This window comes from Alicycliphilus sp. T452 (assembly GCF_054512775.1).
This window is the reverse complement of record NZ_JBTNEH010000026.1, coordinates 24666-51550: the sequence shown is the minus strand read 5'-3', so window position 1 is coordinate 51550 and position 26885 is coordinate 24666. Positions and strand designations below refer to the sequence as shown.

Sequence of the window (26885 nt, the reverse complement as noted above, 5' to 3'; positions counted from 1 at the left end):
GTTGTTTATCGCTTGGTGTAGCAACCCTTGCCCGCAATGGACAGGTTGGCGGCAGACTCCACTGCCTGCGCCGTGGGCAGCACGCTGGGCGTGGTGTCGCCCAGCACGCACAGGTAGGCGCCCTTGCGCGCCCAGACGGTGCGGCTGGTGAGGCCCGTGGGCTGGTTCCAGGTGCCCCAGAAGGCCGCGAGCGTGGCCGTGGCGCCGGTACGGTCGAAAGCCACCGTGCCCAGCGCGCCCGCGGGCGACGCCTGCACGGTGCCGGTGCCCGAGCACTGCGCGTTGCCATACAGCACCATGCCCTGCTCGATGGTGGCGCGGGTGTCGCTCTGCCGGGCAATGCGCCATAGCGTGCGCCCCCAGGTGCCGGGCAAGACCTGCGAGCACAGCGCCATCTCCCAGTCGCCCTCGGGCAACGCGGCCGCCTGGGTAGCGCAGGCCACCTCGATGGAGGACTGGTTGGCGCTGCCCAGCGTGCCGCTGCCGCTCTTCACCGTGCAGGCCTGGCCGGCGGGCTGCGTCTTCACGGCCACTGCATAGGCCGCGCCCGCCGCCAGCGGCGTGGCGAAGGTGAAGCCACCATTGGCCGACACCGCCAGGTCGTCGCCGCCATTGTTCTGCAGCACCAGCGCGCCGCCCGCCGCCAGGCCGCTCACCGTGCCGCCCACGCTGTAGCGTGCCGCAGGCAGGTCGGCGCAGCGCACGGCCACGTCGCCCACATTGGCCGTGGCCGTGCCGCTGCCTTGCGCCACGGCGCAGGTCTGGCCCTGCGGCTGGGTCTTGACGGTGACGGCATAGGCGCTGCCCGCCGCCATGCGGCCCGCGAAGGTGAAGGGGCCGCTGGCCGCCACGTCCAGATCGGCCGCGCCGTTGTTTTGCAGCACGAGGCGCTTGCCGCTGGCCAGGCCCGTCACGGAGCCGCCCAGCGTGAAGCCGTCGCCGGACGGCGGCGATGCGGCCTCGTCACCGCCGCCGCCGCAGGCGGTCAGCAGGCAGGCCAGAGCGATGGGTAGCGCGAAAAAACCGGGAGTGCGAAGAGAGTGCATGGATGCTTTCAAAGTGGGCGATGAACCCTAAAAAGCATAGAAAGCTTCCACGCGCTTGCGGCCCGCCAATCTACCAATGGTGGGCCTGTGCCGGCGGGGCGAAGGGCATTTCGACGGATGGCTTAAAAAAGCCGATGAACGCGGGGCGGCAGGGGCGGGTGCTGCCTACCATTGGCGACAGGAAACCATACCCCATGACGCAACGATCTTCTGCCGAGTGCGCCATCCGCCAAGCCCACATCCGATTCGGTTTGGTCTTCTGGGGCGGCGCGTTTCTTGCATCGGCCGTTCTCTATGTTCTGAAAATAACGGATTTCACGGAATATGCCCGGCACGCCATTTACATGGCGGAAAAGTTTCTGCGGTATGGATCTGGGTGGCTTGTCGCCAGCGCTATTTCCTATGCCTTGTTCCGCCTGCACCAGTGGGCGCAGCGCCGCGGGCCGGCGGAAAGTTCGCTGCCGGTTTTCATCGTTGCCGCCTTCCTGATCTCGCTGGCAGCGGCACCGGTGTGGGCCGCATGGGGCTATGTCACCCAGGCGGCCTATCAATGGAGTCATTTCATCAACGACACGGCCCTGGGCGCGGCCTTGTTCTTTGGCTGGTCTTGTTTGTTCATCAGCCTCCTCTTCAGTTTTGAACTCAATGACCGCCAGCTTCGGCTGGCCGCTGCCCGTGAGGAAGCGCTGTCCGCGCAAATGCGCGCGCTGCGCTACCAGATCAACCCGCACTTCCTGTTCAACACCCTCAACTCCATCGCCGGGCTGATCGAGGAAGGATCGGCTGCGCAGGCCGAGCGCATGGTGCTGTCGCTCTCCACGTTCCTGCGTACCACCCTGTCGCTCGACCCCATGCACGACGTGCCCCTGGCCGACGAACTTGCGCTCCAGCAGGATTACCTCGCCATCGAGCGCGAGCGCTATTGCGACCGCATGGACTTCACCGTCGATGCGCCCGCCGAGGCGCTCCAGGCGCTGGTGCCCAGCCTGCTGCTGCAGCCCTTGATCGAGAACGCCATCAAGCATGGCGTGGGCCCCTCGCTGGCGCACACGCGCATCCTCATCAGCGCCCGGCAGCGTGACGGGCGGCTGTGGCTGGCCGTGGAAAACGACCTCCATGATCTGGACACCAGCGCCCCGCGCCGCGCCGGCGCCGCCGGGTTCGGCATCGGCCTGCGCAACGTGGCCGAGCGCATCCGTGTGCGCTTCGGCGATGCGGGCTCCTTGCGCATAGCCACGGGCGACGGCACCCATTTCCGGGCCGAGATCGAATTGCCCTGGAAGGCCGCATGACGCCGCTCAACGTGCTCGTGGTGGACGACGAGCCGCTGGCCCGGCGGCGCGTGGCGCGGCTGCTGCGCGCGCTGCCGTGGGTTGGCGCCATCGAAGAGGCGGCCCACGTGCCCCAGGCGCTGGAACGGCTGGACAGATTCGGCGCGCACATCTTGCTGCTGGACATCCAGATGCCCGGCGGCAGCGGGTTCGACCTGCTGGCCCGCCTGCAGGGCCAGCCCGAGCCGCCGGTGGCCGTCTTCATCACCGCCTTCGACGACCAGGCCCGCCAGGCCTTCGACGCCAGCGCCACCGACTACGTCACCAAGCCCATCGAGCCGGGGCGCTTCCAGCTCGCGCTGGAGCGCGCCCGCCAGGCGGTGGCCCTGCGCGGCAGCGCGCAGCGGATCGCCGAGCTGCAGGAGGTCATCGCCAACCTGCGCACCGCCGCGCCGCCGCCGCGCGGCCTGGCCGGGCTGTGGGTCAAGACCCAGGGCCAGCACGTGCGCATCGCCGCCGCCAGCATCACGCGCATCCAGGCCGAACGCGACTACGCGCGAATCCACGCCGATGGCCGCGAGTACCTGTACAACGCCAGCCTGTCAGAACTGGAGCACAAGCTGCCTGCGCAGGACTTCCTTCGCATCCACCGCAGCACCATGGTGCGCATCGATGCGGTCAGCCGCCTCGGGGTGGGCGCTTTTTCGTCGCTGACGCTGGTGCTGACGGATGGCGCCGTGGCCCGCGTGGGGCGCACCTACACCGCAGACGTGCGTGCGCGGCTGATGCGGCGTTGAGTCGCTGACATATTTCTGCTATTGGATATGGAGCTGAGTCCGCATGTCAAATAAGGGGTGAAGGCACTTTCTATTCAAAAATACACGTTACGGCGGCGGCGGCCAGCAGCAGCGCCGCCAGCCCATAGATCCACGCGGCGGGCACCGTGGGCAGCAGCAGCCCGGCCGCCATGGGTCCCAGCCCCGCGCCGATGTCGCGCCACACCGACCGCGCCGCGAGCGCACGCACGCGGTCGGGCCCCGGATGGCGGTGCGCCACGATGGGCGCCAGCAGCGGCAGCTGCAGCGCGCGCAGCACCACGATGGCCGCGGCGCAGCTCCACAGCCACCCCGTGCCGAAGCCCAGCAGCGCGGCGGCCGTCACCAGCGACAGGCCCACCAGCAGGCGCTCGGCGCCCCAGCGGTCGGCCATGCGGCCGCCCAGCGGGCTCAGCACGATCTCGGCCCCGTAGCGCAGCGCCAGCAGCACGCCGGCCACGACCGCCGCGCCGCCGGGCAGCAGGTCGCGGCCCAGCACTGACAGGCCGATGATGAAGAGCCCGTCGAGCGCGAAGCCTTCGAGGAACGACCACGTGTCCAGCGCGTTCGGCCGGCGCGGCCCCTGGCGCCTGGCGTCCATGCCCGGGTGCGGCGCATCGGGAAGCCTGCGCGCGGCCAGCAGCCCGGCCAGCGCCACGCCGGCCAGCAGCAGGAAGATCCAGCGCGGCCCCGCCGCCTCGCTCGCCACGGCGGCCAGTGGCAGCGCCACCATCGGCCCCACGGCGATGAAGGCGCGCGAGCGGCCCGAGCGTGCCGCCGCGCCCAGCGGCATGGCCGTCGCGAGCACCTGCGTGGACAGGTTCAGCGCCGCGAAGCACAGCCCCCACAGCAGCCGCAGCGGCAGCAGCGCCCAGAAGCCTTCGACCACCGCGTTGCCCAGGGCGCACAGCGCCGCCACCGCCACGGCCAGCGTGCAGGTGGCGCGGTCGCCGCGGCGCGCGTAGAAGTGCGCCACCCAGCCATAGCCCACGATGCGCACCAGCCGGTTGGCCGCCAGCAGCACGCCCGCCTCGGCCAGCGAGATGCCGAAGGCCGGGCCGTACATCGGCAGCAGCAGGTAGAGCACCACGTCGGTGGGCAGCGCGGTGGCCAGCGCGATGGCCGCGTGGCGGGAGTCCCGGTCGGCCGTGCGGGCCTGGGTGTCGGTGATGGGGGCGTGCATGGCGGCTCAGCCCACCAGCCGCCGCCAGTCGAAGCCGCGGCGCGCCGTCGCCGCCAGGCGTGGCTCCGGCGCCCATGCCCGGAACGACATGGCCGCCACGCCGGGGCCCAGGGCCGCCGCGAGATACACCGATTCCATTGCTGCTCCTCCCCCTTCGCCGCTGCGTTCCTGCCCGGCGTCAGATGCCCGATTCTGCGCCGCTTCTTCCCGCGCGGCGCAGCACCACGGTGATGGAGCCGTTGGTCTCCAGCGTGGCGCGCTCCACCTCGTGCAGGTGCAGGCAGCCGCCGGCGCGCAGCGCCGCAGCCACGTCGTCGGGCGTGAGCAGTTCGCGGCGCATGAGGGCGCTGTCCAGGCTGCCGTCCTGCACCAGCGTCTGCGGCCTGCCGTCCACCAGGCGCGCCAGGCGCGGCACGCGGAAGGTGAGATGGGCCAGGGCCACGTGGCAGGCGATGAGCGTGGCGGCGCTGATGAGGCCGCCGACGAGCGAGTTGTCGCCCGCGTTCATCGAGTTCTGCACCGCGTTCGAGAGGATCAGCAGCAGCACCAGGTCGAACGGCGCGTACTGCCCCGTCTGGCGCTTGCCCGTGAGGCGCAGGAACACCAGCAGGAACAGGTAGACGGCCACTCCGCGCAGGGCGAACTCCCACCATGGCACGCTCATTGCAAACATTGTTGAACTCCTGGGTTGCCGGATGCAAAACCAGTCTATCGGCGCCATGATGCTCTGCAAGATACTGCGTGTACTGTCTGCGGCTTTGCGCCTTGTTCTCTTTTGCAAACCCGCATGAAGGAGGGATGCCATGCCGTTGCGCCGTGCATTTGTTTTGTTGCCGAAGGTGTTCGGCGCCGCCCGATGAGCCGCGCGCGCGCCGGGGCCGAAGCCGCCTGCCCCTGTGGCGGCGCATCGCTGGCCGCATGCTGCGGCCGCTACCTCGACCATTTCGATTCCACGCCCGCGCCCGATGCCGAGCGCCTCATGCGCTCGCGCTACACCGCCTTCGTGCTCGGCCGTGCCGGCTATCTGCTTGCCACCTGGCATGCGAGCCGGCGCCCCGGATCACTCGATTTCGACGAGGGCGCGAAGTGGCTGGGCCTGGAGGTGCGTTTACACCATGTTACGGCCGAGGGCCGTGCCGAGGTCGAGTTCGTCGCGCGCTGGCGCGTGGGCGGGCGCGCCGTGCGCCTGCACGAACGCAGCCGTTTCGTGCGCGAGCAGGGGCGTTGGTATTACGTGGACGGCGACTTGCTTTGAAACCAAACTCGCATATCATTATCAAAATGTAGTTAGTACTCGCCACCAGAACCCTGGTTGGCATTTTCATGGGACCGCTCATGGCGGTCCGCCCTTGAACCTTGCTCAGTGAAGCCTTCTGCAACCTCTGCCGTGCAGCCCCACTGGAGCCGTTGGCATGGCGCGTTGGAGCACGCCCTGTCGGGTCTGCTGATCTTCGCGCTGCCCTGCGTCATGGTGGTGCTGTCGGTGCTTGCCCTGCAGACTTGGGCACCCCGGTACGCCCACGATGTCCCGCTGCGCCTGCCCATGCGTGTGCTCGAGGATTCCGGTGCGCAGCTGACCGTGGCTGCCGCCCGGACGGCGCTGGAGCGCCAGCCGCCGGTGCTGCTGCGCGACACCCATCTGGCAGAGACGCCATTCTGGTTCAGTTTCCCCGTGCCGTCGCCCGAGCCCGACCACGCTGTCGTGGTCGAGTTTCCCTCGCGCCATCTGGTGCGGCTCGCCTGTTGGGATGGTCGCCAGCTCGATCTGCTCGGTGAGGCGGATCGCGCCCTCCAGCATGGACGCCTGTTTGACTCGCAAGCCGGCTTTGGCCTGCGCCTGCAGGACCTGACGCCTGGCACGGAGGTGCTGTGCCAGGCGCGGTTCATCGGTCCGGGCCGCCTCACGGTGGAACGGTGGGACGAGGGTGCGCTGCGGACGGCCACCCGCGCGTTCGAGCGCAATGCGGGCCTGCTCGAGGGCGGCATCGTGCTGCTGGCGGTGTTCGTCTTCATCACCGCCCTGATCAACCGCAACCCCACCTATGTGCTGTTCGCGGTGTGGCTGCTGATCAACCTGCGCGCGGGGGCCCTGTCGGCGGGATGGGACGTGCAGTGGCTGGGGCACAACGTGCCCGCCGATTGGCTCATCCAGGGGCGCCCGGTCACGCTGGCGCTGCTCTATACCGTGACCATCATGCTGTTCTGCTCCCTGTTCTGGGAGGAACTGCCCAAGGTGGGCTTCCGGCCGCTGCTGAACCTGATGCAATGGTCCTGCGCGCTGATGCTGGCCCTTTCCGTCACGCTGCCCTATGCCCGGTTCCTGCCCCTGATCTGGCTGTTCACCGCGGTCGGCAGCCTGGTGCTGGCGTTTTTCCTCGTGCGCATCGTCATCATCACCCGCTCGACGGTGGCGGCCTGGTATGGCGCATCGATCGGCGTGACCCTGGCGTCGAGTGCCTACGAGGTCGTGGCGGCGGCCTTTGGCCTGCAGACCTGGATCGGCTCGGTCAACAGCGTGACGGCCGCGCTCTCGTCGAGCCTGCTGGCCACCATGGCCATCGCGGCCCAGATGCGCCAGGAACACCAGCAGCGCGTGCAGGCCCAGGCCGAGCTGGAACACACCTACAACGTGATCCCGCTGGGCCTGTTCACGCTGGACCTGCAGGGCCACTTCATCGCGGCCAACCCGGCGCTGCAGGCCGCGCTGGGGCCGGCCGTGCTGGTGCCGGGAAGCGACCATTGGGATCACTACTTCGACGACACCTCCTGGCAGCGCCTGCTGCACAGCCTCAACGCCCAGCCGGTGGCAGAGTTCGAGGTCAAGGGCCGCGCGGATCCGCAGCTGTCGCAAGTCCGCCGCTTCCTGGTGAAGGCATCGCGGGCCGGCGAGCGCATCGAGGGTTCGCTGCAGGACGTGACCGAACGCGCCCAGGCCACCGAGCGCCTGCAGTTCCTGGCAAACCACGACCCGCTGACCCAGGTGCTCAACCGCAACGGCGTACAGGCCGAGCTGGAACGCGCGCTGCAGCCTGCGGGCCCGGGCCAGGATATGGCCCTGGCCTACCTGGACCTGGACCGCTTCAAGCTGATCAACGACATGTTCGGCCACAGCGCCGGCGACGAGGTGTTGCGGCAGGTCTGCGCGCGCGTCGACGAGGTGTTGCAGGGCGGCATGCACCTGGGCCGTGTGGGCGGCGATGAGTTCGTCATCCTCATGCCCAATACCCACCTGGCCGACGCTACCCTGATCTGCCAGGACATCGTGGGCAGCCTGGGCAACCGGCCTTACCGCGTGGGCGCCCTGTCCTTCCAGGTGCATGGTTCGGTGGGCCTCATCGAGGTGGTGCGGGGAAGCTCGGCCAAGGATGCCGTATCCACGGCAGACCGGGCCTGCCGCGAGGCCAAGAAGAAGCGCGGCAGCCACCTCGTGGTGTTCGAGCGCGATTCCTGCGTGTTCCATGAGCACGAGGCCGAAATCCACCTCGCGGGCCTGCTCTCGGGCTCGGACGAAATCGAAGGCCTGTATCTGGAGATGCAGCCCATCATGTCGCTCAAGGAGCCGCACCATTCGCTCAACTTCGAGGTACTGCTGCGCATGCGCGACCCCGAGGGGCAGGAAGTGCCCACGACGCGCCTGATCACAGCGGCCGAGAACAGCGGCCGCATGGGGGTGATAGACCGCTGGGTGCTGCGCCAGACCCTGGCCTGGATGCGCGAGCACCATGGCCGGCTCAAGCACACCCGTTTCATCTGCATGAACCTGAGCGGGGCCTCGCTCAACGACGAGCGTTTCGTGCAGGACGTGGTGCGGATGCTGGCGCAGTACGCCGACGTGGCGCCCCGCCTGTGCCTGGAAATCACCGAGAGCGTGGCCTTGCACGACCTGGAGAACACGCGGCGCTTCATCGCCCAGGTGCACGGCTTCGGGGCCAAGGTGGCGCTCGACGACTTCGGCGCCGGCTATACCTCGTTTTCCTACCTGAAGGAACTCAGGGGCGACCTGCTCAAGATCGATGGCGGCTTCATCGTCAACATGAACGAGCACCCCGCCAACGTGGCCATCGTGGAGGCCATCGTGGGCTTGGCGCGCAACCTGGGCATGAAGACCATTGCCGAATGGGCCGAGGACAGCGCCACGGTGCAGACGCTGGCCGAGATCGGGGTGGACTACGTGCAGGGCTTCGCGATCGCCCGCTCGCAGTCGCCGGAGAGCCTGCTGCGCATGCGCTCATCGGCCGATTTCGTGAAAGATGCCGACCTGCTGCACTACCTGTTGCTGCAGGCATGGCCCGCGCCGTCGCTGTTCAGCGACCCGAAGCCGGGCCAGTCCACCCATTGAAGTCACATGGCCAGCGTGGGGGCGGGCGCGTGGAATGGGGATTGCTCCCACGCCGGCGCGTCGGTCGCTTCAGGCGCATCCAGCCGGATGTCGGGGTGATGGGTGCGGAAGATGAAATTGAACAGCGGGTGGCGCGCCTGTGCCCAGCGCTGCTCGGCCGTGCCCACCTCGAACTTCATCACGCGGTGCGGCAGGCCGCCGACGTGGCGCATCGGGATGTAGCCCATGTCCGGGTAGACATCATCGAACAGAAGGCGCAGGTACTGGCGGTCGACGGGCGCGCGCCCCGTCACCACCATCCAGTCCACCTTGGTTTCCTGGCAGTAGAGGAAGAAAGCCTTGAACAATACGGTCTTGACCAGCGTTCCCACCCGGCCATCGGCCACGCCGAGCCGGGTGGCTTCGGCCAGCAGGCAGTTGTTCAGCGATGGCGGCAGCGCCAGCGACTGCTCCAGCGCCAGCGGCGCGTAGCGGTTCGTCTGGATGCGCATGGTGCCCAGGGGCGAGCCATCGAGGTGGGATTCGGCCAGCAGGACCAGGGAGCCGTCCGCGAAATCGGCCTGCTCGGGTTGTCGCAGGGTGCGGGCCAGGTCGGGCACGTGGCGCGCGTAGGCGGCGTGGCGGATGTGGACGGCCTTGTCGAGTGCCTCGGCGTCGCTCACCACCCGCACCGAAAACGGCAGCCGCTCCTCGATCCGGTCCTCGGTCGCGGGCGAGCGAGCGGGGGTGTGGACAGCCTCGTGCGCCACGATGGGCGACAGGGGTATGCTGGACAAAGGGGGCACCAGGGCATGTGGATTCATGAGCGGATCTCCGGCCCGGCGGACATGCAGGCCATGGCGCCACTATGGGGATGGCTGCGCGGTGCGATCGGCCAAAAAGCACGGGAAATCGCCCCCATTTCCGCTGAGCGGCCGAGGCCGGGTGCGGTGGGGTGCTCGCCTCACAGGCCGGGGCGGGCCATGTCCGGCGTCCGGCGCCGGGCATCTCTTCCATGGTGAAAAGTGATGCAGGCGCTTTGTCGGAGAGTGCTGGGTGCTATTGAATATGTAGTGAATGCATCATTCCCATGACAGGGCGGCGATGTCGTGCGCGAAGATGGGGTAGTTCATCCACACGCCGCGCAAGCCCTTGCGTACCACGTTGCCGATCTGGGGCGCGAAGATCCAGGCGTTGACGGCGTCCTGCGCCAGATGCCGCTGCAGCTGCGCGAACAGCTGCTGGCGTTCGCGCGGATGGCTGGCGTTGGCATGGCGCTGCACCAGTGCGCGGAAGGCGGGGCTGTCGTAGCCGAAGTAGTAGTCGGGGTCGGTGTAGATCTGGTAGTCCAGCGGCTCGACGTGGTTGATCAGGGTCATGTCGAACTGCCCCTTGAAGGGGCCGTTCAGCCATTGCTGCCAGCTCAGGCGTTGTATGTCGGCCACGATACCGACCCGGGCCAGGTCCTGGGCGATCACGGGGCCGCCCTCGTGGGCATAGGGCGCGGGCGGCAATGCCAGGGCCAGCCGCAGCGGCGTGCGCACCCCGGCGGAATCGAGCAGGGCGCGGGCGCGCTCGGGGTCGTAGGGGTAGAGGTTGGCCAGGTGCAGGTAGCCCGCGTCCGCCGGGCTGAAGTGGCTGCCTATGACCACGCCGCGGCCGCCGAGCACGGTGCGGATGAAGGCCTCGCGGTTGATGGCGTGCGTGATGGCGCGGCGCACGCGCACGTCGTCCAGGGGCGCGCGGCGCTGGTTCAGCGCCAGCATGCCCTTGCCCGTGGACGCGCCCGTCAGCACCTGGTAGCGGTTGTGGGCCTGAAAGCGCCGCACGGTCTGCGTGGCGATGTTGAACAGCAGGTCGATCTCGTCCGCGTGCATGGCGGCGTCCTGCTCCACGGGGTCGTGTACGAAGCGGTAGGTGGCCTGCTCGATGCGCACCCGCGAGGCATGGCGGTAGCTGTCGGTCTTGGCCAGGGTCAGGCTGTGGCCGCGCTCCCAGTGCGCCACGCGGTACGGGCCCGTGCCCACGGGCCGGGCGGCGGCCTGGGCCGCCGTGGCCGGGTGCAGGATCACGGCCGTGCCCTCGCCCAGGCGGAACAGCAGCTGCGGGTCGGGGTGGCGCAGCGTGAGCGCCACGGTGTGCGCGTCCGGCGTGGCGATGGCGGCAATGTTGTCGAACAGCGCCTTGCGCGCCTTGTTGGTCGACCCGGGCGCCGCGGCGCGCTCGAAGCTGAAGCGCACCGCCGCCGCGTCCAGGGGCCTGCCGTCGTGAAAGCGCACGCCCTGGTGCAGCCGGAAGGTGTAATTCAGCGCCGCTGCGTCCACGCTCCAGGATTCGGCTAGCATCGGCGCCACCGTGCCGTCTTCCTTGATCCGGGTCAGGCCCTCCAGCACGTTGTAATGCACCACCTCGCCCACGGCGGCGGCGGACGCCATCGTGGGGTCCAGGCTGTCAGGCTCCAGCGACAGGTTGATCACCACGGCGCGCCGGGCCGCCCGCTCCTGCGCCTGTGCCGTCCCTGCGATGGCGGGCGCGGCGCATAACGACAGAGAGCGGGCCAGGCAGGCGCGGCGGGTCAGGGTGAGGGGGGACATGGGTGGAGTTGCTTGGAGTCCTGCGTTGATACAAACTGTGACACAGTCTACAGAAAACGGCTCTTACCTTCCATCGGTATCGGCCCTTCCCTTGCCGCCATGAAGATGCTTTCCGCCGTGCTTCACCAGCGCATGCGCTCACGCGCATGGTGGCTGCTGCTGCTGGCCGTGGCGCTGCTGCTGGGGGGCATAGGCTGGGGCGTGTACGCCATTTACCAGAAGCGCGAGCAACGCTACCGCCACCAGATCGAGAGCAGCCTGCAGGCCGTCAACCAGCTGCAGCTGCGCGCCGTCTCGGACTGGCGCGCGCGGCGCCAGTCCGAGGCGGCCGCGCTGTCGCAGGACAGCCTTCTCGCGCAGGCCGTGGCGCGCTGGCGCGCCGCGGGCTCGTCCGGCGGCGAGGCGTTGCTGCGCGAGCGCCTGCGCATTCTCGTCGAGCAGCAGCGCTTCACGGCCGCCTACCTGGTGGACACGCAAGGGCGGCTGCTGCTCGATTCCGAGGGCGTGGCCACGGGGGTGCTGCCGCAGCCCGAGCAACGGGCACTGCAGCACGCGCTGGCGCTGGCGCAGCCGGACATCGTGGAGCTGCACCGCGACCCGGCCTTCGCCTTTCCGTTCCTGGGGCTGCTGGCGCCGCTGTTCGACGGCAGCACGCCGCTGGGCGCCGTGTGGCTGGTGATCGATGCGCGCACCACCCTGTTCCCTCTGCTGGAAACCTGGCCCGACCACAGCCGCACGACCGAATCGGTGCTGGTGCAGCGCGAAGGCGATGCCGTCGTGGCCTTGAGCCCGCTGCGCCTGCGCGGCGAAGAGCGGGAGCCGCTGCGCCTGCCGCTGGACCGGCACGGCCGCGACCCCATGGCGCTGGCAGCCGAGGGCGTGCGCGGCGCTTTCTATGCCAGCGACTACCGGGGGCAGGACGTCCTGGCCGTGGCCAGCGCCGCGCCCGATGCGCCGTGGCTGCTGGTCTCCAAGATCGACGTGGCCGAGGCCTTCACCGATGCCCAGCGCCGCGAATGGCTGATGCTCAGCCTGTTCGCCAGCCTGGGGTTGCTGTCGCTGGGCAGCATCGTCGTGCTCTGGCAATGGCGCGCCTGGCGGCGCGAGCGCGCGCTCAAGGGAGAGCTGGAACGCAACCTGCGCTGGCTGGAGAACGCCCAGAAGGCGGCCTCTGTGGGCTACTTTCTCTACGACGCGGGGGACGAGGCCTTCATCATGTCGCGCATGGCCAGCGCCATCTTCGGCCTGCCGGCCGACGGGCGCATGACGCTGCGCCAGTGGGTCTCCATGCTGCATCCCGATGAGCGCGCCCAGAGCCTGCAGATCCATGGCCGGGCGATGGCCCAGCGCACGCCGCTGCGCACCCAGTACCGCATCCGCCGCGCGCCTGACGCGCAGGAGCGCTGGATCGAGGTCTGGGGGGAATACAGCCAGGCATCGGACGCCGAGCCGCTGCTCATGACGGGCACGGTGCAGGACATCACCGAGCGCAAGCAGACCGAGGAGCAGCTCTCGCGCTACCGCACGGCGCTGGAGGCACAGGTGCGGCTGGACCCGCTGACCCAGGTGGCCAACCGCCTGGCCCTGGACGAGGCCGTGGCGCACGAATGGAGCCGCGCCCTGCGCGAGGGCGCGGCGCTGGCGCTGCTGATGATCGACGTGGACCACTTCAAGGCCTACAACGACTACTACGGCCACGTGGCCGGGGACCAGTGCCTGCAGCGCGTGACGGTGGCGCTGTCGTCCATGCTGGGGCGTGCGGGCGACCTGCTGGCGCGCTATGGGGGCGAGGAATTCGCCGTGCTGCTGCCGGGCGCCGACGCGCCCGCGGCCCTGGTCGTGGCCCTGCGGCTCGAGGAGGCGGTGCGCGCACTGGCCCTGGAGCACCGGGGCAGCGCGTGCTGCGGCAGCGTCACCGTCAGCATAGGCGTGGCCAGCCTGCAGCCCGCGCGGCGCACCGGCGGCGACGGGCAGGCGCGCGCGGGCGTGGATGCCGCCCAGGCCCTGTTCCAGCAGGCGGATGCCGCCCTCTACACGGCCAAGCAGACGGGGCGCAACCGCGTGGTGCTGTATGGTGCGGACTGCATGGCGGCGCTGCACCCATCGGAGTGGGCGCCGCTCACTCCTGCCCGATCCCATGACATTTGAAGCCATTTTGTTCGACTGCGACGGCGTGCTGGTGGACAGCGAGCCGATCACCAACGGCGTGCTCTGCGAGATGCTCAACGAGGCCGGCTGGCTGCTGGCCCCCGAGGAATGCATGCGCCTGTTCATCGGCAAGACCGTGCGCAGCGAGACCGCGCGCATCGAGGCCCGGACCGGCCGCCCGCTCACCGACGCCTGGATGGCCGAGTTCTACGCGCGCCGCAACGCGCGCCTGCAGGCCGAGCTGGTGGCGATCGCGAACGCGCCCGAGGCCGTGCGCGCCGTGCACGCGCGGCTTGGCGGGCGCATCGCCTGCGCTTCCGGCGCCGACCGGCAGAAGGTGGAGATGCAGCTCGCCCAGGTGGGGCTGGCCCCGCTGTTCGCCGGCCGCGTCTTCAGCGGCCACGAGATGCCGGCCACCAAGCCCGCGCCCGACGTGTACCTGGCCGCCGCGGCCGCCGTGGGCGTGCCGCCCGCGCGCTGCCTGGTGGTGGAGGACACGGTCACCGGCGTCATGGCCGGCGTGGCCGCCGGCGCCACCGTGGTGGGCTACAGCCCGTCCGACATCGGCCATGGCTCGCCCGGGGCCCTGCGCGCGGCGGGGGCCGCCCGGGTCATTGCGGACATGGCGGAGCTGCCCACGCTGCTGGGCTGACGTGCTCTGTTTTTGATAGCTTCCAGCGCTTGCCCATCAAGCGCTGGAGCCCGATTGGGCTTGATTTCCGGCGCGAAGGGCGGCCAGCAGCGCCTGGGCCCGGTCGGTGCGCACGTCTTTTTCCTGGGCCATCTGGCGGGCGACGCGGTCTATCTCTTCGCCCGTCGCGCCGGCCACGATCGCGATGTTGCGCGCGTGCAGCGCCATGTGGCCGCGCTGGATGCCCTCGGTGGCCAGCGCCCGCAGGGCGGCCAGGTTCTGCGCCAGCCCCACGGCGACGGCGGTCTCGCCGAGCTCCTGCGCCGTCGCCACGCCCATGATCTTGAGCGCGAGCCGCGCCAGCGGGTGGGTCTTGGTCGCGCCGCCCACCAGGCCCACGGGCATGGGCATCTCCAGGCTGCCGACCAGCCAGCCGCGCGCGTCCTTCTCCCAGCGGGTCAGCGATCCGTAGTGCCCCTGGCGGGCGGCCCAGGCGTGGGCGCCGGCCTCCACCGCGCGCCAGTCGTTGCCGGTGGCGACGATCACGGGGTCGATGCCGTTCATGATGCCCTTGTTGTGCGTGGCGGCGCGGTAGGGATCGACGGCGGCGAACTCGTAGGCGTCCAGGATGCGCTCGATCACGTCGCGGCCGTCGTATTCCGCCGTGGTGAGCATCTCGGGCGACAGCGCCACGCGCGCGCGCGACAGGCGCAGGTCGGCCAGGTTGGAGAGGATGCGCAGGCGCACCTGTCCGCCCGTGATGGCCTCGACCAGCGGCGACACCGATTCGGCCATGGTGTTGACGGTGTTGGCGCCCATGGCGTCGCGCACGTCCACGATCAGGTGCATCACCAGCATGGGGCCGCGGCGCGTTTGCTCCAGCACGTGCACCTCGATGTCGCGGCAGCCGCCGCCCAGGCCGGTGAGCACCTTGTCGCGCTGGTTGGCCAGGTCGATGATCTCCTGCCGGCGGCGCAGCAGCGACTGGCGCGCGCCGTGCGGGTCCGACAGGCCCAGCACCTGCACCTGCGCGCGCATCAGCGGGGCGGTGCTCGACGTCTCGAAGCCGCCGCACTCGCGCGCGAGCTTGGCCATGAACGAGGCGGCCGCCACGACGGAGGGCTCCTCCACCGCCATGGGCACGAGCACGTCCTTGCCGTTGATCTGGAAATAGCCGGCCACGCCCAGCGGCAGCTCGAAGGTGCCGACGACGTTCTCGATCATGCCGTCGGCAAGCGAAGGGTCCAGCGCGCCGCCGTGGGCGAGCAGCCGGGCCTCTCCGTCGCTCAGGTGCGCGGCGGCCGCGAGGTGCTGCAGGCGCTGCGGCACGGTCATGGAGCGAAAGCGTGGCAGGCGGGAGTCAAGGGTGGTCATGGTGGATGGGGCAGGGTGAGGGAATCGGAAAGAGCGGGGGCTTGCACGGGTACAGTGCGGGCGCATGAGCGCCACTCCTGTCCCCCTGTTCATCGCGCTGGCGGATTCGCTGGAGCGGCAGATCCGCGACGGCGTGTACCGCGGCGGCGACAAGCTGCCGTCGCTGCGCGAGATCGCGGCGTCGCGCGGCTATGGCAAGAACACGGTGGTGTCCGCCTTCGAGCTGCTGGTGGCCCGGGGGCTGGTGGAGCCGCGGCGCGGCTCGGGCTTCTTCGTCAAGGAGGCCATGCCCGAGGCCGACGGCGAGGCCGTCGAGGGCCATTCGCTGCGCCGGACCATGGACATCGTCTGGCTCCTGCGCACGCAGCTGCGCAACGAGCCGGGGCAGCTGGCCGTGGGGGATGCGTTCCCCCCGTCGGAATGGCTTGAGGGCGCGCGGCTGGACCGCACGCACCACAAGGTGGCGCGCGGCGGCCTGGGCACGCTGTTCCGCTACGGCGACCGGCTGGGCTATGCGCCGCTGCGCCACCGCCTCGTGCGGCGCCTGGCGGACGTGGGCATCGACGCCCATCCCCAGCAGATCGTGCCCACGCATGGCGCCAACGAAGCCATGGACCTGATCGTGCGCTATTTCGTGCCGCCGGGCGGCACGGTGCTGATCGACGATCCCGGCTACTACCCCTTGCGGGGCAAGCTGCACCTGGCGGGCGCGCGGGTCGTGGGCGTGCCCCGCCTGGCGGACGGCCCGGACCTGCAGGCGCTGGAGCGCCTGCTCAAGACCCTGCGCCCGCGCCTGTTCTTCACGCAGTCGCTGGCCCACAACCCCACGGGCTCGGACCTCTCGCTGCCGAAGGCGCGCGCGGTGCTGCGCCTGGCCGAGCAGCACAACCTGCTGCTCGTCGAGAACGACGTGCTGAGCGACTTCCGCCCCGCCACGGCGCCGCGGCTGTCGGCGCTGGATGGGCTGGAGCGCACGCTCTACCTCGGCAGCTTCTCCAAGTCGCTGTCGGCCGCGCTGCGCGTGGGCTTCGTCGCCTGCAGCGCGGACCTGGCGCAGGAGCTGGCCGACCTCAAGGTGCTGACCAGCATCAGCAGCTCGGAATACGCCGAGCGCGCCGTCGAGACCCTGCTGGCGGAGCGGCGTTACGCCAAGCACCTGGAGCAGCTGCGGGGCCGGCTGGCCGAGGCGACGCAGAACGCCTATGCGCTGCTCGACCGCATGGGGGCCGAGGTGTTCGTGCGCCCCGCGCACTCGCTGTTCATCTGGGCGCGCTGGCCCGGCTTCCCGGACGCCCAGGCGCTGGCCCAGGCCATGCTGGGCCACGGCATCGTGATGGCGCCCGGCAACATCTTCTGCGTGAACAGCGAGCAGGCATGCCCCTGGTCGCGCTGCAACCCGCATGCGGTGCAGGACCCGCGGTTCGCGCGCGCGCTGGAGCGGCTTCGCGGCTGAAGCTAAGCGCATTGCGGTTCACCCCTGGGCGCGTTGGCGCTTCTTCCATGCGCGCAGGTCGTGCATGCCCGCCACGGTGCGCGGGTCCACGCCGGCGCCGAAGATGCCGTGCTTCTGGATCTTCTGCGTGCCCGTGGTCGGGATCTGGCCGGTGAACCAGATCCAGCCGGGCGCCTTGAAGTAGGCCAGCCCCCGGCTGCAGTGGTCGAAGAGCGAGCGCAGCAGCGCCGCCTCGGCCCCCGGCTCTCGCAGCGCCTGCGCCGCGTGCGGCTTGAGCACGATGCAGGCCAGCACCTCCTCCTCGCGCACCTCGTCGGGCACGGCCATGACGGCGGCCATGTCCACGTCGGGATGGGTGACGAGCCACGCCTCCACATCGGCCGCCGCGATGTTCTCGCCCGAGCGGCGGATGATGTTCTTGCGCCGCTCCACGAAGTGCAGCATGCCCGTGGCGTCGCGCACCACCACGTCGCCGGTATGGAACCAGCCGCCGCGCCACGCGGCCTCGGTGGCGGCCTCGTCGTCGAGGTAGCCCGAGAAGAAATCCTTGCGCGGCGCCTCGGCCGAATGGCGGATCAGCATCTCCCCCGGCGTGCCGTCGGGCACGTCGGCGCCCGCGTCGTCCGCCACGCGCACCTCGATGCCCGGCGTGGACCGCCCGAAGGCGCGCGTGCCCACCTGGCGCGGCGGGTGGCAATCAACCAGGATGCGCACGTTCTCCGTCATGCCCCAGAGCTCCAGCAGCGGGAAGCCGAAGCGTTCCTCGAACGCCGCGTGCAGTTGCGGCTCCACGCCCGCGCCCATGCCGAAGCGCACGCAATGCTGCGTGTCGCCGGGGGAGGGCGGCTGCGCGCAGAGCATCTGCACGATCACGCCCAGGTAGTGGACGATGGTGGCCCGGGTGTCGCGCACCTCCTGCCACCAGCGCGTGGGCTGGAAGCGGTCGGTCTGGATCTGGCAGCTGCCGGTGAGCAGCGCCGCTTGGAACGAGAGGATGGACGCGTTCACGTGGAACAGCGGCAGTGGGTTGTAGATGCGCTCGCCCTCGGGCCGGAAGTCCACGAGGCCGCCGCGCGTGGCGTAGTAGGCGCCGGCCGCCAGCTCGTAGCGGTGCGAGAGCACGCAGCCCTTGGGCCGGCCCGTGGTGCCCGAGGTGTAGAGGATGCTCGCGGGCGTGCCGGCCCCGGGCGTCCAGTCCGTCGCCGGGGCGGGCGCCGGGGGCAGGTCGGCGTCGAACTGCTCGAAGACGACGGCGGGCGGCTGCCACGCGGCCTCGGCGGCGCCGGCCTGCCAGTCGGCCTGGCGCGACTGCAGCACCACGGCAAGATCCACGTGCGCATGGTCGATCAGGTAGGCCAGCTCGCGCGGGCGGTAGTCGGGGTTGACGGGCACGCAGCAGATGCCCAGCGCATTCATGGCCAGCTTGTGCAGCATGTGCTCCAGGCGGTTCTCCAGCAGCAGCGCGACGCGGTGGCCCGCGCCGTAGCCGGCCCCGCGGTAGCGGTCCATGAGCCCTTGCACCGCCTGCGCCGCCTGGGCATAGGTGATGGTGCGGCCCCCGGGGTCGTAGCCGCGCGCGGCATTGGGCGGCGCCACGAGCAGGGGGCGGGCGCCGAACGCGGCGGCGGCCTCCAGCAGCACGCCGCCGATCGTGGCGCTCTCGTGCGGAACCAGCATGTGCATCTCCTCAGCTGCGGATCAGGTCGGCCGCCTTCTCGCCGATCATCATCGTGGCGGCGCAGATGTTGGCCGAGGGAATGGCGGGAATGACCGACGAGTCGGCCACGCGCAGGCCCTGCAGGCCGTGCACGCGCAGCTGCGCATCGACCACGGCGCCGGCTTCGGGCGAAGGCCCCATGCGGGCCGTGCCGCACAGGTGGTAGGACGAGACGCCGTAGCGGCGGATGTAGGCGAGGATGTCCTCGTCGCTCTGCGCGTCGGCGCCCGGCATGGCCTCGGACTCGAAGAAGGGCGCGAGTGCCCGGGTGCGCAGCAGGCCGCGCGCCAGGCGCACGCCGGCGGTGAGCACGCGCACGTCTTCCTCGTGCGACAGGTAGTTGGGGCGGATCAGCGGGTCGGCCCAGGGGTCGGCCGAGCGTAGCCGCACCTCGCCCTCGCTGCGCGGGCGGTGGGCCCACACGCCGCAGGTCATGCCGGGGTAGGTGTCGAGCTGGCCGACGTAGCCCTCGCGGTAGCTGGCCGGGGTGAACACGCCCTGCAGGTCGGGCCGCTGGCCGTCGCCCAGTCCCGAATGCCAGAAGAAGTGCACGAGCGAGGGGCTCAGCGCGAGGATGTTGGGCCGCCCCGCGAGCCAGCGCGCCGCCTGGCCCCACAGGCGCGGTGCGCGCGCCAGTTCGTTGATGGTGACCGCGCTGCCGCGCCGCACGCGGCCCACCACGCGCACCGAGAAGTGGTCCTTGAGGTGCGCGCCCACGCCCGCCAGGTGGTGCGCCACGGGCAGGCCCAGCGCCTGCAGCTGGTCGGCCGGGCCTATGCCCGAGAGCTGCAGCAGCCGCGGCGTGTTGACCGCGCCCGCGCAGACCACCACCTCGCGCCGCGCGCCGACCGCCTTGGCGCTGCCCTGCGGGCCGCCGTGCGCGTATTCCACGCCCGCGGCGCGCGTGCCGTCGAGCACGATGCGCGTGGCCTGCGCATGGGTGCGCACGGCCAGGTTGGGTGGGGGTGAGCGCAGGTAGCCGCGCGCCGTGCTCTGGCGCCAGCCGCGGTGGATGGTGCGCTGGAAGTAGCCCACGCCGGCCTGGGTGTCGCCGTTGTAGTCGGGGTTGCGCGGCAGGCCCAGTTCCCCGGCGCCCGCGATGAAGGCCTCGCAGACCGGGTGGATCCAGTCGATGGGCGTGACGGGCACCCTGCCCGAGGTGCCGCGCCGCGCGCTGCCCGCCGGGCCGAGCCAGCGCTCGTTGCGCTGGAAGCAGGGCAGCACGTCGGCGAACGACCAGCCCGGGTTGCCTGAAGCGGCCCAGCCGTCGTAGTCCTCGGCCTGGCCGCGGTTGTAGATCAGGCCGTTGATCGCGCTCGACCCGCCCAGGGTCTTGCCCTGCGGCAGCGGCACGCGCCGCTCCAGCGTGCGCGCGTCGGGCTCGGAGCCGTAGGTCCACGTGTAGGCCGGGTCGAACAGCATCTTGATGAAGCCGGCCGGCAGGTGCAGGTAGGGGTGGCGGTCGGGCGGTCCGGCCTCGAGCAGGCAGACGGTGACGGCCGGGTCCTCGGCCAGCCGCCGCGCCACGATGGCGCCGGCCGCGCCCGCGCCGACCACGACGTAGTCGAAGCTCTCCTGCACGTCAGTTCTCCCCGATGCTGCGCATCATCCGCAGCCCATGAAACTGGCGCGCCCCAGGCGAGGGCCGCCGCGCAAGGGCCGCCCCGCCGCGCTGGCGGCGTTCCCCCTCCCGCAGCGCGCAGCGATGCGAGAGAGGGGGGAAGGCGCGAAGCGGCTCAGGGGGATGTTCCATTTCAATGTCCTCCGAGGTAGGCGGCGCGCACCTTGGGGTCGCGCCGCAGCTCGCGGCCGGGGCCCTGCAGCGTGATGCGCCCGGTCTCCAGCACGTAGCCGCGGTCGGCCACGGCCAGGGCCTGGTTGGCCATCTGCTCAACCAGCAGGATGGTCACGCCCTGCGTGCGCAGGCCGCGGATGGTGTCGAAGATTTCCTTGACGATCAGCGGGGCCAGGCCCAGCGAGGGCTCGTCGAGCAGCAGCAGCTTGGGGCGCGCCATGAGGGCGCGGGCGATGGCCAGCATCTGCTGCTCGCCGCCGGACATGGTGCCCGCCATCTGCTGCTGGCGCTCGCCCAGGCGCGGAAAGCGCTCGAACTGGGCCCGGATGTCGGCCTCGATCTCCGCCGCGCTGGCGCGCCGGTGGTAGGCGCCCAGCAGCAGGTTGTCGCGCACGGTCTGGTCGGCGAACACCTGCCGGCCCTCGGGCGACTGCGCGATGCCCAGCGCCACGCGCCTGTGCCCGGGGATGGCGGCGAGGTCCTGCCCCAGAAAGGCCACGCGCCCGCCCGCCGCGGGCTCCAGGCCCGAGATGCAGCGCATGAGCGTGCTCTTGCCCGCGCCGTTGCCGCCGATGATGGTGACCACCTCGCCCGCCTGCACGTGCAGCGAGACGCCCTTCAATGCCTGCACGGCGCCGTAGTGCACGTGCAGGTCGTCGATGCGCAGCAGTTCATCGGACATGGGCACCGCCTTCCTCTTCCTCGTCTTCCTCGCCGTCGTCGGTGCCCAGGTAGGCCGCGATCACGCGCGGGTCGCTTTGCACCTGCGCCGGCGCGCCCTCGGCGATCTTCTGGCCGTAGTCCAGCACGATCACGTGGTCGGACACGGCCATCACCAGGTCCATGTGGTGCTCGATGAGCAGCACGGTGATCCCGAGGTCGCGGATGCGCAGGATCACCTGCGCCAGCTCCTGCGTCTCCTGCGGGTTCAGGCCGGCGGCGGGCTCGTCGAGCAGCAGCAGGCGCGGGTGCGTGGCGAGCGCGCGCGCCAGCTCCAGGCGGCGCTGCACGCCGTAGGGCAGGCTGCCGGCGATCTCCTGCGCCTTGTCCTTGAGGCCCAGCCAGTCCAGGATCTGCAGCGCCTCGTCGCGCGCGGCGCGCTCGGCATGGCCGCCGCGGCCCAGCAGGCTGCCGAGGAAGCCCGTGGGGATGTGCGCGTGCAGGCCGAGCTTGACGTTGTCCAGCACCGACATGCCCGCGAACAGCTTGAGGTTCTGGAAGGTGCGCCCCAGGCCCGCGCGCGCGATGCGGTAGGGCGCGAGGCCCGTCACGTCGCGCCCCTCGAAGCGGATGGTGCCGCGGTCCGGCGGCACGATGCCCGAGAGGATGTTGAGCAGCGTGGTCTTGCCCGCGCCGTTGGGCCCGATCAGCGAGTGCACGTGGCCGGCGCGGATGCGGATGTCCACCCCGTTCGTGGGCACCACGCCGCCGTAGGCCTTGTACAGGCCCTGGGCTTCGAGCAGCATGGCTTCGTCGGCGGCTGCCTTGCTCCGCAGGCGCCAGGGCGCGAGCTGCGCGGGCAGCGCCTCGGCCGGCAGCAGGCCGGGCGCCCACTTGCGCGCCATCTGGCGCACGAAGCCGGCCAGCCCGTCGGGCATGGCGTAGAGCGCGAACAGCAGCAGCGCGCCGTAGGTGAAGTGCTGCACGCCCGGCCAGCGCGAGAGGAAGGAGTCGAGCAGCGTCAGCACCACCGCGCCCAGCAGCGGCCCGTAGACCGAATGCCCGCCGAACAGCACCATGAGCAGGATGAAGATCGACAGGTTGAAGGTGATGAAGTCGGAGTTGATGTACTGGTTCTGCTGCGCGATCAGCGCGCCGGCCAGCCCGCAGGTGACGGCGCTGATCACGAAGGCCAGCACCTTGAAGCGGTAGACGCTGATGCCCACGCTCTCGGCCGCCACCTCGGCGGTGTTCACGGCCATGAACGCGCGCCCGAAGCGCCCGCGCAGCAGCAGGCGCAGCATCACGTGCAGGGCCACGCCCAGCAGCAGCACGAACCAGACCCACTGCTTGGAGCTGAACATGGTGCCGCCCAGCGACAGCGGCAGCACGCCGTAGATGCCCTGCTGGCCGGCGAACACGTCCTGCCATTCGGAGACGATCTTCTCCACCACGATGCCGAAGCCGATGGTCACCATGGCCAGCGCCGGGCCCTTGACGCGCAGCGCGGGCAGCGCGATGACGACGCCGAAGATGCCCGCCATCACGCCCGCGGCGACGAAGGCCGGCCACGGGTTCCAGCCCCAGCGCGCGGTGAGCAGCGCCACCGTGTACGCGCCCACGGCGAAGAGCCCCGCATGGCCCAGCGACTTCTGCCCGGTGTAGCCCACGAGCACGTTCATGCCGGCGGCGGCGATGTAGTTGACGCCGATGAGGAACAGCACGCGCAGGTGGAAGTCGTTGTCGGTGGCGAGCGGCACGGCCGCCGCCAGCGCGGCGACCACGGCCAGCCAGAGATAGTGTTTGCGCTCGCCGCCCATCAGACTTTCTCCACGATGCGCTGGCCCAGCAGGCCCTGCGGGCGCACCACGAGCACGACGATGATGAGGATGAAGATGCTGATCTCGCGCAGCTCCGCGTGCCACAGGCCCACCAGCGCCTCGATCACGCCGAGCAGGAAGCCGCCCAGCATGCAGCCGCGCGGGCTGGTGAGCCCGCCCACGATGGCCGACGAGAAGGCCTTGAGCGCGAGCGTCAGCCCCATGAAGACGGATGCGGTGGTGATCGGCGCGATCAAGAGCCCGGCCAGCCCCGCGAGGCTGGAGCTGATGACGAAGGCCAGCACCACGATGGCGCCCACGTTGATGCCCATCAGCGTGGCGGCGGCGCCGCTTTGCGCCACGGCGCGCACGGCCTTGCCGATCCTGGTTGCGCGCATCACCCAGTCCAGCGTGAGCAGCACGGCCACGCTGGCCACGAGCACCAGCACCTCCTGCGGCAGCACGCCCGCGCCGCCGATGCGGATCACGTCGTTGCCCAGCGGCGAGGGCATGACCAGCGGCGACGGCCCCCAGATCGCCAGCGCCGTGTTCTGGATGATGATGCCGAAGCCGATGGTGCTCATCACCCAGGCCATGCCGCCCTGGCCCACGAAGGGCCGCACCGCCGTGTAGTACAGCAGCACGCCCAGCAGCGCCAGCACCGCCATCGAGCCGGCCAGGCTCAGCAGGTAGCGCGTCAGCGTCACCTCGGAGGGCAGCAGCGCGTCGGTCATCTGCTTGCCCGCGAGCAGCAGCAGCACCGAAACCGCGACGAAGGCCCCGGCCACCAGGAACTCGCCCTGGCCGAAGTTCAGCGTCTTGGTGGTGTTGAACGTGATGTTGAAGCCCACGGCCACGAGCGCGTAGATGCTGCCCAGGGCCAGGCCGCTGAAGATCGCCTGGAGTATCGATTCGGCCATGCGCTGCCTTCCCACTAACGCGGAGCTGTCAAAAAAAGTGAGCTGCCTGCGCTTGGCTGGCAAGGATTTCAGATGGTTTCCATGCTAAAACCCTTGCAGGGCAAGCGCGAGCAGCTCCTGTTTTCAGATCACTGCTTGAGATCGGCGGGCGTGATGGACTTGTAGACGTCGTCCTGGAAGCGCTGCACCTCGGTGCCGTTCTTCCAGCGCGCGAGGTAGAAGTCGCCCACGTGCAGGCCCTCGTGCATGGTCTTGCTGAAGGGCTTGTCGTAGGTCTTGATCACGCCCTGCACGCCGCTCAGGTTCTCCAGCGCGGCGGCCACCTTCTCGCCGTCGGTGGTGTTGGCCTGCTTCATCGCGGCCGACAGCAGCATCACCGAGTCGTAGGCCTGCGCGGCGCAGGGGAAGCACGTCAGCGCCGCGAAATTCTTGCGCACGCGCTCGCCCAGGGACTTGGTCTTGTCGGACGTGTCCTCGGTGGTGGACGCGGCCATGATCAGGTGCTCGGACAGCTTGGGGCCGGTCATCTTCGGGAACAGCGAGCTCAGGTTGCCCCAGGTGCCCAGCGTGATGGGCATGTAGTTGATCTTCTCCATGCTGCGCACCACCTGCGCGGCGCCGTCGGCGATGCCGTAGATGATGACGGTGTCGGCCCCCGCGGCCTTGATCTTGTTGAGCTGCGAGGTCATGTCCGTGTCCTTGGGGCCGTACTTCTCGACGGCCACGGGCTTGACGCCGTGCAGCGCCAGCACCTCGGTCGCGTCCTTGATGCCGCCCTGGCCGTAGCCCGTGGAGTCGGCCAGCACGGCGATCTTCTTGCCCTTGGACGCCTTGACCGCATAAGCGGCCAGCAGCGACACCTGCTCGCGGTCCACCATCGAGATGCGGAACAGGTAGTTCTGCGGCTCCTTGGCGTAGCGCGTGGTGATCTCGGTGGCCGTGCCGATGGGCACCACCACGGGGATCTTCTTCTGCTGCGGGATGTGCAGCCACGCCAGCGCGTTGCCCGAGTTGGCGGGGCCCACCAGGGCCTGCACCTTCTCGCTGTCGAGCAGGTCCTGCACCGTCTGGATGGCCTTCGGCGGCGTGCCCTGGTCGTCGCGGATCACGCCGACCACCTTCTTGCCCAGGATGCCGCCGGCCTTGTTGACGTCCTCGATGGCGGCCTCGAACCCCCAGCGCCCGGCGATGCCCAGCTCGGCCACGCCGCTGCCTGACTGGTCGGCCGTGTAGCCGATCTTGATGACGTCCTGCGCCTGGGCCGTGAAGGCGCATGCCAGTGAAAGTGCCGCGGCTGCGGCCTGGGCTATCCGACGAATGCCTGTCATTGCGTGTCTCCTGTTGTCGCCATTGCTGGCGGTGCGGATCTGGTGATCCATCTGTGTCCGCCGCCGGCCCCGCCCGTGGAGCGGTGCGGCATGCGAGCGCCTACTGTAAGCCTGCTGTACCCATCGGGATAGGTACAGTTGGTGCTGACAGCTACGCTTGCAGCAGCATCTCCGCCGCCTTCTCCGCGATCATCATGGTGGGGGCGCCGGTGTTGCCCGAGGGCATGGCCGGCATCACCGAGGCATCGGCCACGCGCAGGCCTTCGAGGCCGTGCACGCGCAGCTGCGCATCGACCACGGCCGACGCGTCCTGCGCCGGCCCCATGCGGCAGGTGCCCATGAAGTGCCAGGCCGTTCCGCCGCGCTGGCGCGCGTACTCCAGCAGGTCTTCGTCGCTCACGGCCTCGGCGGGCGGCGCCTCGTCGCGCAGCACGTAGGGCAGCAGCGGGGGCGCGTGCAGGATGCGGCGCGTGAGCCGCAGGCCGTCGATCACCACGCGCCGGTCTTCCTCGCGCGCCATGTAGGCGGGCTGGATCTCCGGCGATTCGAGCGGGTCGGGCGAGAGCGCCCGCACGTGGCCGTGGCTCGCGGGCCGCATCTGGTAGAAGCCCAGCGTCATGCCGGGAAAGCCGTCGAGCCGGCCCGCGATGCCCGAGGCGTAGCTGCCCGGCGAGAAGTGGAACTGCAGGTCCGCCGCGTCCAGCCCGGGCCGCGAGGCCGCGAACGCATAGGCCACCGACGGGCTGATGGCCAGCACGCTGGGCCGGCCCATGGCCCACTTGGCGATCTCCAGCCCCAGGCGCCAGCCGCGCGCCGTGCTGTTGATGGTGGTGGCGCCCTGCACGCGCACCACCGAGCGCACCATGAAGTGGTCCTGCAGCCGCCGGCCCACGCCGGGCAGCACGTGCACCGGCGCCACGCCCAGGCCGTGCAGCCAGTCGGCCGGCCCCACACCCGAGAGCTGCAGCAGCTTGGGGCTGTTGATGGCGCCCGCGCACAGGATTACCTCGCGCCGCGCGCGCACCGTGCGCCGCGCGTTGCCCGGCTGCATGAGTACCTGCACGCCCACGGCGCGGCGGCCTTCGAACAGGACCGAGGTGGCGTGCGCGCCCGTGCGCACCTGCAGGTTGGCGCGCCCCCGCGCGGGCTTGAGGAAGGCCGTCGCCGCGCTCACGCGGCGGCCCTTGTGGATCCAGCGCTGGTAGTACCCCGCGCCCTCCTGCACGCCCAGGTTGTAGTCGCCCGCCGGGCCTATGCCCAGCGCGTGGGCGCTGGCGATGAAGCCGTCGCACAGCGGATGGCGCCAGTCGCAGTCGGTGATGGGCAGCAGGCCGTCATGCCCGCGGTGGGGCGCATCGCCCCCGCCGATGCGCCGCTCGGTGCGCCGGAAGTGGGGCAGCACCTCGTCGTAGCTCCAGCCCGGGTTGCCCCGGGCCGCCCAGCCGTCGTAGTCGCGGGCCGTGCCGCGCGTGTAGTTGAAGCCGTTGATCGCGCTCGACCCGCCCAGCGTGCGTCCCAGCCGCGTGGTCACGCGCCGGCCCGCCGTGCCCTCGCCGGGGGCTGTCTCGAAGTCCCAGGTGTAGCGCGGGTCGTAGCCCACCTTGATGAAGCCGGCCGGGATGTGGATGAAGGGGCTGCGGTCCGGCGGCCCCGATTCCAGCAGGCACACGCTGTGGCGCCCGTCCTCGCTCAGGCGGTGGGCCAGCAGGCAGCCGGCCATGCCGGCGCCCACGATGACGTAGTCGAAGGTATCGGGAGTGCTCATGTCGGTCCTGTGCCAAACCGGGCGCGGGCGCGCCGCACGGCGCCGCG

The 26885-nt window shown here is 70.5% G+C and carries 21 protein-coding genes; 7 read left to right on the top strand and 14 right to left on the bottom strand.

Features of this window, described 5'->3' with window-relative positions; genetic code table 11:
• Positions 1 to 5: 5 nt before the first annotated feature.
• Entirely contained in the window at positions 6 to 1046 is a 1041-nt protein-coding gene (locus ACX12L_RS19180; RefSeq protein WP_459264038.1) for a hypothetical protein, read from the bottom strand.
• 20 nt (positions 1047 to 1066) lie between these two features.
• Between ACX12L_RS19180 and ACX12L_RS19175 the strand changes: the two genes are divergently transcribed.
• Both ACX12L_RS19175 and ACX12L_RS19170 read left to right on the top strand, forming a co-directional pair.
• On the top strand, positions 1067 to 2338 hold the full coding sequence (locus tag ACX12L_RS19175) for a sensor histidine kinase (RefSeq protein WP_459264037.1): 1272 nt from the start codon (positions 1067 to 1069) through the stop codon (positions 2336 to 2338).
• On the top strand, positions 2335 to 3114 hold the full coding sequence (locus ACX12L_RS19170) for a LytR/AlgR family response regulator transcription factor (RefSeq protein ID WP_459264036.1): 780 nt from the start codon (positions 2335 to 2337) through the stop codon (positions 3112 to 3114). The genes ACX12L_RS19175 and ACX12L_RS19170 overlap by 4 nt, the downstream gene beginning before the upstream one ends.
• A 70-nt stretch (positions 3115 to 3184) precedes the next feature.
• On the opposite strand, the gene ACX12L_RS19165 is transcribed toward ACX12L_RS19170, so the two are convergent.
• The 3 genes from ACX12L_RS19165 to ACX12L_RS19155 are packed head-to-tail and all read right to left on the bottom strand — an operon-like array spanning position 3185 to position 4988.
• On the bottom strand, positions 3185 to 4315 hold the full coding sequence (locus tag ACX12L_RS19165; protein ID WP_459264035.1) for an MFS transporter: 1131 nt from the start codon (positions 4313 to 4315) through the stop codon (positions 3185 to 3187).
• Positions 4316 to 4321: 6 nt separating this feature from the next.
• Positions 4322 to 4453 carry a hypothetical protein gene (locus ACX12L_RS19160; protein WP_459264034.1) on the bottom strand — a complete coding sequence of 44 codons (132 nt, stop codon included), beginning with the start codon at positions 4451 to 4453 and terminating at the stop codon, positions 4322 to 4324.
• Positions 4454 to 4493: 40 nt separating this feature from the next.
• Positions 4494 to 4988, bottom strand: coding sequence for a DUF421 domain-containing protein (locus tag ACX12L_RS19155; RefSeq protein ID WP_459264033.1), 495 nt, complete (start codon positions 4986 to 4988; stop codon positions 4494 to 4496).
• Positions 4989 to 5171: 183 nt separating this feature from the next.
• Between ACX12L_RS19155 and ACX12L_RS19150 the strand changes: the two genes are divergently transcribed.
• Together ACX12L_RS19150 and ACX12L_RS19145 are read left to right on the top strand one after the other, a co-directional pair.
• Positions 5172 to 5570, top strand: a complete 399-nt coding sequence (locus ACX12L_RS19150) for a YchJ family protein (RefSeq protein ID WP_459264032.1) — start codon at positions 5172 to 5174, stop codon at positions 5568 to 5570.
• Positions 5571 to 5702: 132 nt separating this feature from the next.
• Entirely contained in the window at positions 5703 to 8654 is a 2952-nt protein-coding gene (locus tag ACX12L_RS19145; RefSeq protein WP_459264031.1) for an EAL domain-containing protein, read from the top strand.
• A gap of 2 nt (positions 8655 to 8656) precedes the next feature.
• Here the strand turns inward: ACX12L_RS19145 and ACX12L_RS19140 are convergent, their stop codons facing one another.
• Together ACX12L_RS19140 and ACX12L_RS19135 are read right to left on the bottom strand one after the other, a co-directional pair.
• Positions 8657 to 9457 carry a hypothetical protein gene (locus tag ACX12L_RS19140; protein WP_459264030.1) on the bottom strand — a complete coding sequence of 267 codons (801 nt, stop codon included), beginning with the start codon at positions 9455 to 9457 and terminating at the stop codon, positions 8657 to 8659.
• A gap of 258 nt (positions 9458 to 9715) precedes the next feature.
• Positions 9716 to 11227: an ABC transporter substrate-binding protein gene (locus ACX12L_RS19135; protein WP_459264029.1), complete on the bottom strand. Its 1512-nt coding sequence runs from the start codon at positions 11225 to 11227 to the stop codon at positions 9716 to 9718.
• A 99-nt stretch (positions 11228 to 11326) separates the two neighbouring features.
• On the opposite strand from ACX12L_RS19135, the gene ACX12L_RS19130 reads away from it, so the two are divergent.
• Positions 11327 to 13375, top strand: coding sequence for a sensor domain-containing diguanylate cyclase (locus ACX12L_RS19130; RefSeq protein ID WP_459264028.1), 2049 nt, complete (start codon positions 11327 to 11329; stop codon positions 13373 to 13375).
• Positions 13365 to 14027 carry an HAD family hydrolase gene (locus ACX12L_RS19125; protein ID WP_459264027.1) on the top strand — a complete coding sequence of 221 codons (663 nt, stop codon included), beginning with the start codon at positions 13365 to 13367 and terminating at the stop codon, positions 14025 to 14027. The genes ACX12L_RS19130 and ACX12L_RS19125 overlap by 11 nt, the downstream gene beginning before the upstream one ends.
• Positions 14028 to 14063: 36 nt before the next feature.
• Here ACX12L_RS19125 and ACX12L_RS19120 read toward each other — a convergent pair whose 3' ends face one another.
• Complete coding sequence (locus ACX12L_RS19120) at positions 14064 to 15380, bottom strand: hydroxymethylglutaryl-CoA reductase, degradative (RefSeq protein WP_459264026.1); 1317 nt, start codon at positions 15378 to 15380, stop codon at positions 14064 to 14066.
• Between the two features lie 64 nt (positions 15381 to 15444).
• Here ACX12L_RS19120 and ACX12L_RS19115 point away from each other — a divergent pair, with 64 nt between their 5' ends.
• Positions 15445 to 16833, top strand: a complete 1389-nt coding sequence (locus ACX12L_RS19115; RefSeq protein WP_459264025.1) for an aminotransferase-like domain-containing protein — start codon at positions 15445 to 15447, stop codon at positions 16831 to 16833.
• An 18-nt stretch (positions 16834 to 16851) separates the two neighbouring features.
• On the opposite strand, the gene ACX12L_RS19110 is transcribed toward ACX12L_RS19115, so the two are convergent.
• From ACX12L_RS19110 to ACX12L_RS19080, 7 genes are all read right to left on the bottom strand, one after another.
• Complete coding sequence (locus ACX12L_RS19110; protein WP_459264024.1) at positions 16852 to 18510, bottom strand: AMP-binding protein; 1659 nt, start codon at positions 18508 to 18510, stop codon at positions 16852 to 16854.
• Between the two features lie 10 nt (positions 18511 to 18520).
• Positions 18521 to 20131 carry a GMC family oxidoreductase gene (locus tag ACX12L_RS19105; RefSeq protein WP_459264023.1) on the bottom strand — a complete coding sequence of 537 codons (1611 nt, stop codon included), beginning with the start codon at positions 20129 to 20131 and terminating at the stop codon, positions 18521 to 18523.
• 173 nt (positions 20132 to 20304) lie between these two features.
• Positions 20305 to 21027, bottom strand: a complete 723-nt coding sequence (locus ACX12L_RS19100; protein ID WP_459264022.1) for an ABC transporter ATP-binding protein — start codon at positions 21025 to 21027, stop codon at positions 20305 to 20307.
• Entirely contained in the window at positions 21017 to 22825 is a 1809-nt protein-coding gene (locus ACX12L_RS19095; RefSeq protein ID WP_459264021.1) for a branched-chain amino acid ABC transporter ATP-binding protein/permease, read from the bottom strand. Before ACX12L_RS19095 ends, ACX12L_RS19100 begins: the two co-directional genes overlap by 11 nt.
• A complete protein-coding gene (locus tag ACX12L_RS19090; protein ID WP_459264020.1) occupies positions 22825 to 23745 on the bottom strand; it encodes a branched-chain amino acid ABC transporter permease in 921 nt (306 codons plus the stop codon). The genes ACX12L_RS19095 and ACX12L_RS19090 overlap by 1 nt, the downstream gene beginning before the upstream one ends.
• A gap of 128 nt (positions 23746 to 23873) precedes the next feature.
• Entirely contained in the window at positions 23874 to 25073 is a 1200-nt protein-coding gene (locus tag ACX12L_RS19085; protein WP_459264019.1) for an ABC transporter substrate-binding protein, read from the bottom strand.
• A gap of 151 nt (positions 25074 to 25224) precedes the next feature.
• Positions 25225 to 26838, bottom strand: coding sequence for a GMC family oxidoreductase (locus ACX12L_RS19080; protein WP_459264018.1), 1614 nt, complete (start codon positions 26836 to 26838; stop codon positions 25225 to 25227).
• Between the last annotated feature and the right edge of the window lie 47 nt (positions 26839 to 26885).